This is a genomic window from Myxococcaceae bacterium (assembly GCA_016000045.1).
Taxonomy (GTDB): domain Bacteria; phylum Myxococcota; class UBA727; order UBA727; family JABDBI01; genus AER2-1.
Genome location: JAECQY010000003.1, coordinates 16,841 through 29,346, shown reverse-complemented (window position 1 = coordinate 29,346; position 12,506 = coordinate 16,841). Strand labels below are relative to the sequence as shown.

Annotated in this window: 12 protein-coding genes; 8 read left to right on the top strand and 4 right to left on the bottom strand. The window is 46.9% G+C overall.

What is annotated here, in order from left to right; genetic code table 11:
• Nucleotides 1-22: 22 nt before the first annotated feature.
• Both I8H75_02185 and I8H75_02180 read left to right on the top strand, forming a co-directional pair.
• Nucleotides 23-1,879: a Zn-dependent oligopeptidase gene (locus I8H75_02185; GenBank protein ID MBH2006145.1), complete on the top strand. Its 1,857-nt coding sequence runs from the start codon at nucleotides 23-25 to the stop codon at nucleotides 1,877-1,879.
• Nucleotide 1,880: 1 nt separating this feature from the next.
• Nucleotides 1,881-2,282 carry a hypothetical protein gene (locus I8H75_02180; protein MBH2006144.1) on the top strand — a complete coding sequence of 134 codons (402 nt, stop codon included), beginning with the start codon at nucleotides 1,881-1,883 and terminating at the stop codon, nucleotides 2,280-2,282.
• Between the two features lie 16 nt (nucleotides 2,283-2,298).
• Here the strand turns inward: I8H75_02180 and I8H75_02175 are convergent, their stop codons facing one another.
• Together I8H75_02175 and I8H75_02170 are read right to left on the bottom strand one after the other, a co-directional pair.
• On the bottom strand, nucleotides 2,299-3,129 hold the full coding sequence (locus I8H75_02175; GenBank protein MBH2006143.1) for a hypothetical protein: 831 nt from the start codon (nucleotides 3,127-3,129) through the stop codon (nucleotides 2,299-2,301).
• An 82-nt stretch (nucleotides 3,130-3,211) separates the two neighbouring features.
• Nucleotides 3,212-3,949, bottom strand: coding sequence for a 16S rRNA (uracil(1498)-N(3))-methyltransferase (locus I8H75_02170; protein MBH2006142.1), 738 nt, complete (start codon nucleotides 3,947-3,949; stop codon nucleotides 3,212-3,214).
• A gap of 56 nt (nucleotides 3,950-4,005) precedes the next feature.
• On the opposite strand from I8H75_02170, the gene I8H75_02165 reads away from it, so the two are divergent.
• Genes I8H75_02165 through I8H75_02150 form a run of 4 tightly spaced genes read left to right on the top strand, consistent with a single transcriptional unit; the run spans nucleotide 4,006 to nucleotide 8,087 of the window.
• Nucleotides 4,006-5,610 carry a CTP synthase gene (locus I8H75_02165; GenBank protein ID MBH2006141.1) on the top strand — a complete coding sequence of 535 codons (1,605 nt, stop codon included), beginning with the start codon at nucleotides 4,006-4,008 and terminating at the stop codon, nucleotides 5,608-5,610.
• Nucleotides 5,597-6,358 carry an RluA family pseudouridine synthase gene (locus I8H75_02160; protein ID MBH2006140.1) on the top strand — a complete coding sequence of 254 codons (762 nt, stop codon included), beginning with the start codon at nucleotides 5,597-5,599 and terminating at the stop codon, nucleotides 6,356-6,358. The genes I8H75_02165 and I8H75_02160 overlap by 14 nt, the downstream gene beginning before the upstream one ends.
• Entirely contained in the window at nucleotides 6,355-7,590 is a 1,236-nt protein-coding gene (locus tag I8H75_02155) for an MFS transporter (protein MBH2006139.1), read from the top strand. Before I8H75_02160 ends, I8H75_02155 begins: the two co-directional genes overlap by 4 nt.
• The gene (locus I8H75_02150) at nucleotides 7,587-8,087 is read left to right on the top strand and encodes a CbiX/SirB N-terminal domain-containing protein (protein MBH2006138.1); all 501 of its coding nucleotides are present in this window, start codon (nucleotides 7,587-7,589) and stop codon (nucleotides 8,085-8,087) included. The genes I8H75_02155 and I8H75_02150 overlap by 4 nt, the downstream gene beginning before the upstream one ends.
• Here the strand turns inward: I8H75_02150 and I8H75_02145 are convergent.
• On the bottom strand, nucleotides 8,021-9,022 hold the full coding sequence (locus tag I8H75_02145; GenBank protein ID MBH2006137.1) for an NAD-dependent epimerase/dehydratase family protein: 1,002 nt from the start codon (nucleotides 9,020-9,022) through the stop codon (nucleotides 8,021-8,023). The two genes, I8H75_02150 and I8H75_02145, sit on opposite strands and share 67 nt — an antisense overlap.
• Before the next feature lies 1 nt (nucleotide 9,023).
• Nucleotides 9,024-10,292, bottom strand: coding sequence for a nucleotide sugar dehydrogenase (locus I8H75_02140; GenBank protein MBH2006136.1), 1,269 nt, complete (start codon nucleotides 10,290-10,292; stop codon nucleotides 9,024-9,026).
• 58 nt (nucleotides 10,293-10,350) lie between these two features.
• Between I8H75_02140 and I8H75_02135 the strand changes: the two genes are divergently transcribed.
• Both I8H75_02135 and I8H75_02130 read left to right on the top strand, forming a co-directional pair.
• Nucleotides 10,351-11,421, top strand: coding sequence for a P-loop NTPase (locus I8H75_02135; protein MBH2006135.1), 1,071 nt, complete (start codon nucleotides 10,351-10,353; stop codon nucleotides 11,419-11,421).
• A gap of 11 nt (nucleotides 11,422-11,432) precedes the next feature.
• On the top strand, nucleotides 11,433-12,488 hold the full coding sequence (locus I8H75_02130) for a glutamine synthetase beta-grasp domain-containing protein (GenBank protein ID MBH2006134.1): 1,056 nt from the start codon (nucleotides 11,433-11,435) through the stop codon (nucleotides 12,486-12,488).
• The last annotated feature ends 18 nt before the right edge of the window (nucleotides 12,489-12,506 follow it).

Below are 12,506 nucleotides of genomic sequence, written 5' to 3'. Positions count from 1 at the left end.
AGGCTAAGGAGGAGAAAAGAACATGTTTGAAAATCTAGAAGTACGGTGCCAGACCGAGCAAAAAAAAGCAGAAGCTCTTCGAGCAAAAATTGTTTCGGGTGCCAAGAATCCGTTGAATCTATACAATCAGCTTGAAGTTCATCTGGATGCGATGAGTTCATTGCCTGGCCTGCTCTCTCAAGTTCACCCTAGCCAAAAAGTTCGAGAAGAAGCCGAGCGGTGTGAGCAACAAGCCAGCCAATTTATCACGAATCTTTCGCTTGATCGCGCGCTCTACGATCGATTTGCAGCTTTAAAACCTCATTCCCTTAAAAGCGACTCCAAACGGCTTTTGGACAAAATTCTCCAAAACTTCAAACGCTCAGGAGTGAATCAAGACTCGGCCACAAGAGCGAAAATCAAAGTACTTGAAGAGCAATTGACCCTGATCGGGCAAGAGTTTGCACGCAATATCCGAGAGGACAAACGCTCGATTGAAATCTCGCACGCGCATTTAAAAGGCCTACCTTCGGATTTTGTCGCTTCGCATCCGGTTCAGGCAAACGGAAAAGTGACGATTAGCACGGATTATCCCGACTCGATCCCGTTCATGACCTACGCGGAGGACGCAAACGCTCGAAAAGAACTCTACCTTCAGCTAAATCAACGTGGCTACCCCAAAAATGTCGCTATTTTAAAACAGCTTATTCAGAAGCGTTATGAGCTTGCACAGCTGTTGGGTTATCCTAGTTTCGCAGAGTATGTCATTGAAGATAAAATGATGAAAACAAGCCAAAATGCATCTGATTTCATTCATAAAATCTCTGCCATTGCTTCCATGGGAGCTAAAAAAGAATACGCAGACTTGTTGGCTCAAAAGCGTCAACGGGATCCGAGCGCAACCGAAGTGTACCCCTATGAAAAAGCCTACCTGGAAGAGAAAATTCGAAAAGCTCGTTATCAGGTAGATTCGCAAAAAGTTCGATCTTATTTCAGCTTCCCCAAAGTTCGCGATGGACTCTTGGATTTAAGTGCTCAGCTTTTTGAACTTCGTTTTGAGCGAGTCAAGCAGCCTGAAGTATGGCATCCATCCGTTGAAGTTTACCAAGTAAGCCGAGGAAATCGAGCGTTGGGAGAGATTTACTTGGATTTGCATCCTCGAGATAATAAGTTCAAACACGCGGCTCAGTTCACCATTCAAAATGGCGTTAAAGGCAAGCAGCTTCCTATTGGCGCTCTGGCATGTAATTTTTCGACAGACTTAATGGATCACGATCAGGTCGTTACTTTCTTTCACGAATTTGGGCATTTGATGCACCATATCCTAGGAGGCAACCAGCCTTACATTCATTTTTCAGGCGTATCCACCGAATGGGATTTTGTGGAAGCACCTTCTCAGTTTTTTGAAGAATGGGCTTGGAATCCTGAAGTGCTGCAGACCTTTTCTCAGATTCCAAGCGATTTGGTGAGTAAAATGCGATCCGCTGACGAATTTGGAAAAGGCATCGATACGAAGCGGCAAATGATGTTGGCAGAGCTGAGTCTTCAATACTATTGGCAGCATCCTGAGTCTTTCGAGCCGATGGATACTTTCAGCAAATTGCAGGCAAAATATTCGGACTTTGCTCCGATGGCGGATACCTATATGCCCATGAGTTTTGGGCATTTGGTAGACTACTCGGCCATGTATTACACGTACATGTGGTCAAAAGTTATCTCAAAAGATTTTTTGAGCGCTTTCGAAGCGAATGGCTTAATGGATAAGCAACAAGCTAAACGCTATCGTCAGTTGATTTTAGAAGCAGGAGGTTCTAAGGACGCTGCAGAGCTGGTTCAAGATTTCTTAGGAAGACCCTATCGTTTTGATGCATTCCAGAACTGGCTCGAACAAGGAGCTTAAGATGAGAACGGGTTCTGATATCGATAGTTGGTGCGGACGCTGCAAGCTAATCTTGGCTCATACCATCGAGGCGATCGCTGGAGGAGAGATCAAGCGGGTTGGCTGCAATACGTGCCAAGCTCAGCATCAGTATAAGCCTCACGCTCCAGGGACTGCTCCCATCAAGGCTCGCGGAAGTGTGCAAAACGTCAAGCCGAAGCCTTACATGGCTTTGCTTGAGAGCACTCGTGGCGCGGAGGCCGTGCCGTATCGAACGGATACGCGTTACGAAAAAGGTTCTGTTTTAAAACATACGCTTTTTGGGATTGGCGTTGTTACCGCGGATAAGGGCAGTAACAAGATCGAAGTTGTTTTTCCGCAAGGCCCAAAAACGCTGGTTCATGGATTGAGGCTCCCCTCCTAGACTTGTTGAGGCGCTTCTATTTTTTCCCTTGGTGAGGCCCTGCGGATTGCCCCGATTTTGTCACACTTTGATTTTCTTGTTCTGCTTGGCTTGCAAATTCCAACAGGCCCCGATCTTGCTGCTTTTGCTGGCGGTTGTCATCGAGTGCACTTTGGTTTGCCACAATGGAACCCACGGTTCGTTCTGCAGCCATTTGGACGGCGTTTTGGATTGTTTGATTCTGCAATCTTTTGTTTGTTTCCGAAAGTCTTGCCCCAGCGATTGCCTGCTGCATTTGGCTAACACTCGATATAATTTGGCTGGCTTCAGGCAGAATTACTTGTTGAGCTCGAGCGGAACTTTGTGAAGTTGAAGCTGTATCTGGAGAAAAACTGGGCTTCGTGAAAGGAGGAGATTGAGCTTCGTTCTGTATCGCTTTAAGAACGGGAGTCGGATCGAGGGGGGCAGCTCCAAAGGTTGTTTTGTGGACCAGAGGCATTGATCTGAGATTTGACTGCGCAGGTGCAGAAAATACCTTAGGGATGTATCGAACCGAGTTACTAGTAGAATCGATCTGAAGAGCCGAAGGAAGAGCAAAGGTATGCCCCTGATAGGAAATTGTTTTAGAATCTGAGTTCACCTGAATGCCTGTTTGTTCCAGATCCTCGATCGATCGATTGATCGGGTTTGAACTCAATTCAAAGCTGTCTTTTCCTTTGAATAAATCTTGCAACATTTCGGCAATGTGGATTTGAACAGGCGTCCAAGGGGCATTTTCCGATGTTTTGATCTCATCCGGTTTTCGAAGTATTGGAGCTCTGAGTTCTTCGGGCAGACGAATTTCAGGTCTTTCCAGGGTGATCGGCATCTTTTTTCTCTCTCATGCTTTTTAATCGGTTAAAAAAAACGAATGCTTAGGGCATGCGAATAGATTATCAGAGGAAGGCCTTCTATTTCAGCAAAGCGGCTGCAATTTGTGCCAACATGGCGATACCAGCTGTTTCTGTTCTCAGAATAAAGGGAGCAATTTTGACTCGCTCAAAAGCTTGTTCTTCAAAAAGCTGAATTTCTGCCTTGGAGAAGCCTCCTTCTGGTCCAACAAAAATCCGTACTCGTTCCGATTCAAGGAGTTTTTTTCCTAGAACGCTTTGAATCGTGGTTAGTGAGCTGGGATCTGCGACAAGATTGAGGTCGGCTTTATGGGATAATACTTGAATCAAATTGGGAATGCTAAGAACCTCCGGAACAAAGGCCCTGCCGGATTGACGGCTGGCATCTTGAGCAATTCGTTGAAGGCGTTCCAGTTTCGATCGAAGCTTTGACTCAAAATGAATTTGGCTTCGTTCTAAGCGAACCAAAATGATCTCATCCACGGCTAGTTCCGTAGCGCGTTGGATCACTTCCTCAAGCTTATCCAAGGCGATCAAGGCTTGAACGAGAGTGAGCTTCCGCAAAGGCTGCGGGTGATGCTCTACCTGCCCTACAAACAAAACCTGAGCTTGCAGAGTTCCTCGAATACAAAGACCGGCTCCATCAAAAAGCTCGACTTCTTCGCCATCTTTTAAGCGAAGAACTCGTTGCAATCGGTGACAAACTTCCTCTGGAAGTTCGAGACGGGATGCTGGATTGGCAAGACGAAGCTTGTTCGGTTGGATGTAGGCGCGATGCATGAAATGAAAGAGTTTCATATTTTGCTTGCCCTTTCTACTTGGAATTTTAGAGACATAGGCTATCATCAACTCCCATGACGCAATCAACGCAATACATCTTCGTGACAGGCGGCGTGGTTAGCTCGCTTGGAAAAGGCATTGCCTCCGCCTCGATTGGAACTTTGCTGGAAAATCGAGGCCTTGATGTGAGTATGTTAAAGCTCGATCCATATTTGAACGTGGATCCAGGAACCATGAACCCATTCCAACATGGAGAGGTTTTTGTCACGGACGATGGAGCAGAAACCGATCTCGACTTGGGACACTATGAGCGCTACATCCATGCACGCCTCGGCCGATTAAACACCAAGACATCGGGTCAAATTTATTTAGAAGTTTTAGAAAAAGAGAGAAATGGCGAATACTTAGGAGCAACTGTTCAAGTAATTCCTCATATTACAGACGCGATCAAAGACACCATCCGGGCTGCCGGAAAAGGTCATCAGATCCTGGTTTGTGAAGTCGGTGGAACAGTCGGTGACATTGAATCTTTGCCCTTCATTGAAGCCATTCGGCAGATGCGGCAAGAGGAAGGTTCTCTCAATACGATTTTTGTGCATGTTTCTTATCTTCCGCTGATTCGAGCTGCAGGAGAGATTAAGACCAAGCCCACTCAGCACTCCGTCAAAGAATTGCTAAGTCTAGGTGTTCAACCGGACCTGCTTTTGTTGCGGGCAGAAGAACCCGTGACGGCTGAGATCAAATCAAAAATTTCTCAGTTTTGTAATCTACCGGTAGAGTCCATTGCCAGTTGTCCCGATTTGCAAACAGTTTACGAAGTTCCGCTGGTCTTTTCTCAAGAAGGTGTGGATCAGCGCATTTTAGAAGCTTTCAATATTTCGGCACCCTCGGTAGATTTATCTGGCTGGGAACGCGTGGTTCAAGGCTTTAAATCGCCAACCGGGGTGGTTCAAATTGGGGTTGTAGGCAAGTATGTCAACCCAACCGAAAGCTATAAAAGCGTTAACGAAGCCTTAATTCATGCTGGTATTGCTTGTGGAGTGAAAGTAAACTGCCGCTATATCGATTCAGAAGAAATCGAGCATCAAGGCTCAGAACCGTTTCAAGGCCTCGATGGGATTCTCGTGCCCGGTGGCTTTGGAGAACGAGGAACACAAGGTAAAATCGATGCGGTCCAATACGCCCGAGAGCACCGCATTCCATTTTTGGGCATTTGCTTGGGCCTTCAAATCGCAGTGATCGAATTTGCGCGTCATCAAGCCAATTTGCCTAAAGCAACTTCTCAAGAATTTGATCCTCAATCAGACTGCCAAGTGATTCATTTTATGCCAGATCAAGCAGGCCTTACGCGAAAAGGCGGAACCATGCGGCTCGGGACTTACCCTTGCTCTCTGCAACTGGGCTCACTGGCACACCAAATCTACGGCAGCCAAGAGATATTTGAGCGCCATCGTCATCGCTTCGAAGTCAATAACGCGTTTCGGAGTCAATTGGAAAACGCTGGACTTCAATTAAGTGGTTTGTCTCCCGATGGTCTATTGGTAGAAGTCGTGGAGCTTTCCAACCATCCATTCTTTATTGCTTGCCAGTTCCATCCTGAATTTTTATCGAAGCCTTTGAGCCCTCACCCACTGTTTAAAGCTTTTGTTGAAGCGAGTATGATACATGAACCTTCTTGATGGCGTTCAAAAACACTTTCGACTCGCTTCGCGCAGCAAAGCTCGTGAGTACATTCAAAACGGATTTGTTCGAGTCGATGGCACCGTTCACAACAGACCTCACTTCATCCTGCTTCCAGGTGCCAAGCTTGAGTTGCTTTCTCATCGTGAACGCAGTCAAGCCCAGTCTCCCTACCCCATTCTCTTTGAAGATGACGCGATTCTCGTCACGTGCAAGCCCGCTGGAATGACATCTGAAAAATTTGTTCAACAGATTCGCAAGCATACGTCGGTTATTCTCACTCACCGTTTGGATAGCAAAGTTTCAGGAGTCATGATTTTTGCGAAATCTTCCTCAATAGAAGCCATTCTGGAAACCAATTGGAGTCGGTTCGAAAAAATTTATCACGCTTTAGTCGAAGGACATCCCAAGCAAGCTTCCGGAACGGTCGAAGGCCTACTCGCCGAAAACAAAGCCCTAAAAAGCTATATCACAACCGATGCAGCTCTGGGGAAGCGTGCGGTGACCCACTATCGAACTTTGGAACAATCCAAATACTGGACTCGATGTGAAATCCGAATTGAGACGGGGCGCAAGAATCAGATTCGTGTTCACCTCGCCTCTCTTGGGAATCCGATTTTAGGTGATACCAAGTACGGAGCGGACAGCCGGTTCCATGGCCGCATCGCTTTACATGCGGCTCGATTTTCGTGTTACCATCCCCGAACACAACAATGGATGACTTTTGAGGAGAAAACACCTTTTTGATTTACTGGGATCAAAGAATTGGAATCATTTTTCTTCTGGGTATTGCCAGCGGACTTCCTCTTTTATTAACCGGTGGCACACTGGGAATTTGGTTAGCCGAATCGGGAGCCAATAACACAGCCATTGGCCTTTTTGCTTTAGTCGGGATACCTTACACCTTTAAATTTTTGTGGTCTCCCCTCGTTGACCAACTTTCGATCCCTTGGCTCACTCAAGCGCTGGGCCGCAGACGTTCTTGGATGCTGCTTTCACAGGTGTTGCTGTTGCTGAGCTTACTCGGATTTTCTTTGACAAACCCAGCTGAAAATCTTCGATTTATTGCGCTTCTAGCTTTGTTGGTTGCTTTTTTATCGGCCACGCAAGATATCGCGATCGATGCTTATCGGGTCGATATTTTGGACGAAAGACTTTACGGGGCAGGAGCTGCTACCGCTGTTTTAGGGTATCGGATCGGCATGATGATATCGGGTGCCGGGGCTCTTTATTTAGCTTCTTTTTTTGCCTGGGGAACGGTGTATGGGTTGATGGCTGCTGTCTTGCTCTGCGGGATACTGGCAACCTTGTTGGGTTCAGAACCTGCTCCGCAGCCTCCATTGACCCCTTCCTCTTCGTCTCATTGGTTCACCCAAGCAGTTTGGGAGCCTTTGCTTGACTTTGCTCAGAGACCACGGTGGATTTCGATTCTTGTTTTTGTCATTTTGTACAAACTCGGAGATGCTTTTGTTTCGAACATGACGAGTCCGTTTTATGTCGCAGTTGGATTTAGTAAAATCGAAATCGCGCATATTACCAAAATATTTGGCCTTGCTGCCACGCTTGGAGGAGGTTTTCTGGGAGGGTGGTTGATGAGCCGAACTGGAATCTATCAAGCGCTTTTCGTATGCGGAATTCTGCAACTTCTATCGAATCTGGCCTTTGTTTGGCAAGCACAGGCTGGACATGAAACGACGGTTTTAATGCTGGTGATTGCCATTGAAAATATCACGAGCGGAATGGGTACGGCTGCGCTCGTGGCCTATTTATCGAAACTTTGCCATGCATCCTACACAGCCACCCAATACGCTCTCTTATCTTCTTTGACGGCAGTCGGCAGAACATTTTTGGCTTCTCCCTGCGGATGGATTGCTGACCAACTATCTTGGACGGCTTATTTTTCAATATCGACTTTGATTGCCTTGCCCGGGCTGTTACTCTTGGTGTATCTCATGCGATCTGATAGGCCAGTGGCATGAATAAAAAAGCCGTCATTTTGATTGGACATGGTGGTGTTCCAAGCGACTATCCTTCTGATAAAATCAGTCGTTTGCGTATGTTGGAGGCTCAACGTAATCGAAACGGTGCTTCGATAAGCCAAGAAGAACGTTCGCTCGATCAAGAAATCCGAGCTTGGCCTCGAACGCCTGAGAACGATCCTTTTTGTTTTGGGGTACAAGCCATCGCTGAAAAACTTGCTCAGAAGCTGGAAGATCGAACCTTACGAATTGCTTACAATGAGTTTTGTGGACCCAGCATCGAAGAAGCCGTTCGGATGCTCGTTTCCGAAGGTTATCGAGATATTCAGCTCCTTACGACCATGTTTACTCCCGGAGGTGTGCATTCAGCGTTTGAGATCCCGGAGATTGTCAAAAATTTGCAGGAGCAATACCCCGATGTTCAAATTTGCTATCCTTGGCCTTTTGATTTGGACCGAGTAGCCGATTTTTTAGCTGAACACGTTCTTAAGCCATAATAATCTCGGTACCAAGCAACGAAGTGTTGAATGCCTTCTTGGATACGGACCTGAGGGGTGAAACCAATGGCTAATTGGAGTTTTCGGGTATCCGCAGGGTTTTGCGCAATGTCTCCCGGTTGCATGGGCATGAAATTGAGAATGGCTTTTTTGCCTGTCTGGACCTCAATCTCTTGGACGTAATCCATGAGAGGAGTGCTAAGCGGATTCCCTAGGTTATAAATTTCAGCTCCTCTTGCTTTTTTTTGGCTGAGTCGAAAAATGCCTTCGACGATATCATCTACGTAGGTAAAATTTCGCAGCATATCGCCATGGTTGTATACCTCGATCGGCTCGCCTTTTAAGATGTTCGCCGTGAACTTAAACAGTGCCATATCAGGCCTACCCCAAGGCCCATACACGGTAAAAAATCGAAGCCCAGTGGTCGGAAACGTGTACAAGTGCGTGTAAGAATAAGCCATGAGTTCGTTGGCTCGTTTCGTTGCTCCGTATAGAGTGATGGGGTGTTCACAAGGGTCATCTTCGGAAAATGGGAGTCGTGTGCTTTTTCCATAGACCGAACTGGTTGAAGCGTAGATCAGAGGGATTGTGGCGTTTCGGCAACCTTCTAGGATATGCAGGAAGCCCGTCACATTCGAGTCGATGTAGACGTGCGGATGCGTGACAGAATGACGAACTCCGGCTTGAGCGGCTAGATGGATGACTTGATCGAACGAATGGTTGCAAAAGAGTTTTTCCATCGCATCTCGATTCGCTAAGTCCAGTTTGATAAAACGAAAATTAGGATGTTTGAGCCAATCCAATCGAGCCTTTTTAAGTGCTGGGTCGTAGTAGTCATTCAAATTATCCAGACCTAAGACGCATTGCCCTTCTCTAAGAAAGCGTCGAGATAAACTGGCTCCAACAAAGCCAGCGGCACCGGTTATCAAAATCATGTTATAGCCTCCAAACGGGAAATGCTTGAGTGGGAGCCAGAATACCTTTGACGTCTATTACCAGGCCGTTGGGTTCGAGTTTTTTGAGATAGGCATTGGTCTCTAAATTTTTGTATTGATCGTGTGCAACGGCCAAAACAAAAGCCCCCACACGCGGCATCTGATCCCAATCAATCAGTTCAAGGCTGTACTCAAGTAAAACTTCTTCGCGATACGCCATCGGATCATGAACAAAGGTCTTAATTCCAAATCGATGCAGTTCGTTGATCATGTCGACCACTTTGGTATTTCGAATATCTGGACAGTTTTCTTTAAAGGTAATTCCCAAAATCCCGACTTGGGCGTTTTTGATCGAGATGCCTTGATGGATCATCTGTAGAATCGTCTGCTGAGCCACATAGGCTCCCATCTGATCGTTGATGCGCCGCCCTGCCAAGATAACTTCCGGGTGGTATCCCAACGCCTGGGCTTTGTGCGTTAAGTAGTAAGGATCCACGCTGATGCAATGGCCGCCGACAAGACCCGGTTTAAAAGGCAAAAAGTTCCACTTTGTTTGAGCGGCCTTAAGCACTTCTCCAGTATCGATATCCATTTTGTGAAAGATAACAGCCAGCTCGTTCATCAGCGCTACGTTGAGATCGCGCTGAGTGTTTTCAATGACTTTCGCCGCTTCGGCCGTTTTAATCGTTGGTGCTCGATAGACACCGGCCTTAATGGCCTTGCTGTAGACTTCAGCAATGCGGTTCAAACTGGCGGAATCAATACCCGAAACCACTTTCGTAATATGGGTTAGCGCATGAACCGGATCACCAGGATTCACACGTTCGGGTGAATAACCAAGCTGAAAGTCCTGACCCGCTTGAAGGCCTGAGGCTCGTTCCAGGATCGGAAGACAGTCTTCTTCTGTTAATCCGGGGTATACGGTGGACTCGTATACGACCGTGTCTCCTTTTTTAAGATATGTCCCTATTAATTGACTGGCGCTGATCAAACAAGTCAAGTCTGGGTTTCGGCTGCTGTCGATGGGAGTGGGAACCGTAATAACATGGAAATTGGCTCGGACTAAAACTTCCGGATCAGAGCTTATCTTGAGCGTTGTTTCTTGAAGTTCTTCGACACTAGTCTGCTCTGTCCGATCAAAGCAAGTTCGCAGTTCTTCTATTCGATCGATGCTCAAGTCAAAACCCACGGTTTCAAAGTGTTTGGCAAACTCCAATGCGAGCGGTAATCCAACGTATCCCAAACCAATCACTGAAACGACCGTCTTCATAGAGTTCACAGTAATGGAGTCTTTGACTTTGGATCCATACGACGTTAGTCCGATGTTCATGTTAAAGGATATTTTGTTAAAGCAATTTTCGGAGATTCGGGTTCCCGAATTTGAAAAAAATATTGTTGAACTGGGATGGGTCCGTCGAATTGAAATCGTCGAAAAAAAGTTGCAAATCGATTTGGTCTTGCCGACTTTTGCGCTGCGTTCAAAGCAAGATTGCGCGATGGCTGTAAAAAAAGCAGCTATGTCTGAGCTTCCTATGGATACAGAGGTCGAATTAAATGTTTTTGCAGATGTCCAGGCTGCAGTGGAGCAAAGCATCCAAAAGGAAGGCCTGGCCGATGTTAAAAACATCGTATTAATCGTTTCTGGTAAAGGAGGCGTCGGCAAAAGCACGATTGCGAAAAATATGGCCTTGGCCTTGGCAAAGATGGGCTGTCGCGTCGGACTGCTGGATGCAGACGTCTATGGGCCTTCTGTTCCCACGCTTTTTGATATTCCAAGCGATACAAGCATCTTGGGAGTGCCAGGCCCGGAAGGCGAAGGAAACTACATGCTTCCGATTGAGAAAGAGGGAATCAAGCTCATGAGCATCGGGTTTTTAGTCGATACGGAGTCGGCTATGATTTGGCGCGGACCGATGATCGCTTCCGCTTCGATGCAGATGTTCAACAACGTAGCTTGGGGTGATCTGGATTATTTAGTCGTCGATATGCCTCCTGGCACCGGAGATATCCACTTGACGGTTTCTCAACGAGTTCGCACGGCGGGGGCTGTCATTGTTTCCACTCCACACCCTCTTTCCAAGGCGGATGTGGTGCGCGCCAAAGCCATGCTGGATAAAATGAATATTCCCGCCTTCGGATTGATTGAAAACATGAGCTATTACCTGTGTGAGCACTGTTCTCAAAAGCATCCGATGTTTCGAGGAGAGCAAGAATCCGATCTCTGGTCTCAGCTTCATGTTCGCAATTTGGGTCAGTTCCCCCTGGATCCAAACTTAACTCACGAAAATTCGATCTATCAAGACCTTGCGCACGAAGTAGCGACTTGCATGGCCCAAGCAGCGATGAATAAACCCGTTCCGGCGAAGAAAAAAGGTCACTTGACCGTTCTCATGAACTAAGAGGAGTGAACATGATCAGTTTCTGCGAATATATTTGGTTGGATGGTACAAAGCCGGTTCAAGCTCTCCGCAATAAAACCCGAATGCTGGATTTTTCAAACTCACTGCCAACTCTGGACTCGTTTCCAATTTGGGGATTTGATGGTTCTTCGACTCATCAAGCTTCGGGCAGTCACTCGGATCTGATTTTAAAACCCGCTTACTTTGTGAACGACCCCATTCGTGGAGAAAATCATTACTTGGTCTTGTGCGAAGTGTTGAACACCGATGGAACGGCCCACGAAACGAATTACCGTGCGAAACTTAGGCAAGAGCTTCAAAACAGCCCCTCAGACGAGCAAGCCATGTTTGGATTTGAGCAAGAATACACGCTGTATCAAGGAGAACGGCCCTTGGGCTGGCCAACAGAGAAAGAACTGGCTCCTCAAGGTCCTTATTATTGCGGCATTGGCTCGGATCGAACCTTCGGCCGTGATTTAGTTGAAGCGCATGCATTTGCTTGCGCCGAGGCCAACCTCGCCATTTACGGGATCAACGCCGAAGTGATGCCTTCGCAATGGGAGTTTCAAATTGGTTATCGAGGTTTGCAGCATGAAGCGGCGGATCCCCTTACAATATCAGATCAAGTCTGGATAGCTCGATGGCTTTTGATCCGTCTAGCCGAGGATGGCAACATCACAATCAATTGGTCCTGCAAGCCTAAAGCCAATTGGAATGGAGCCGGAATGCATACGAATTTTTCCACTCAGGCCATGCGAGATCCGGAGACAGGGTGGTCTTCGATCCATCAATTGGTTGAAGCTTTATCGAAGCATCATCCAGAGCATCTCGCAGAATACGGCTTTGGCCTCGAAGAACGCTTAACGGGTTTACACGAAACCTCCGATATCAACACATTTAAGATGGGTGCTTGCGATCGAGGAGCATCCATTCGTATTCCAGAACCGGTAGCAAACAAAAAATGCGGCTATATCGAAGATCGAAGGCCAGGAGCCAACGCAGACCCCTATCGTATTTCAACTCGCATCTTAAAAACCTTGCATGCTATGAATGAATCGTGTTTTTAAGCTAGCACCCAAGAGCTG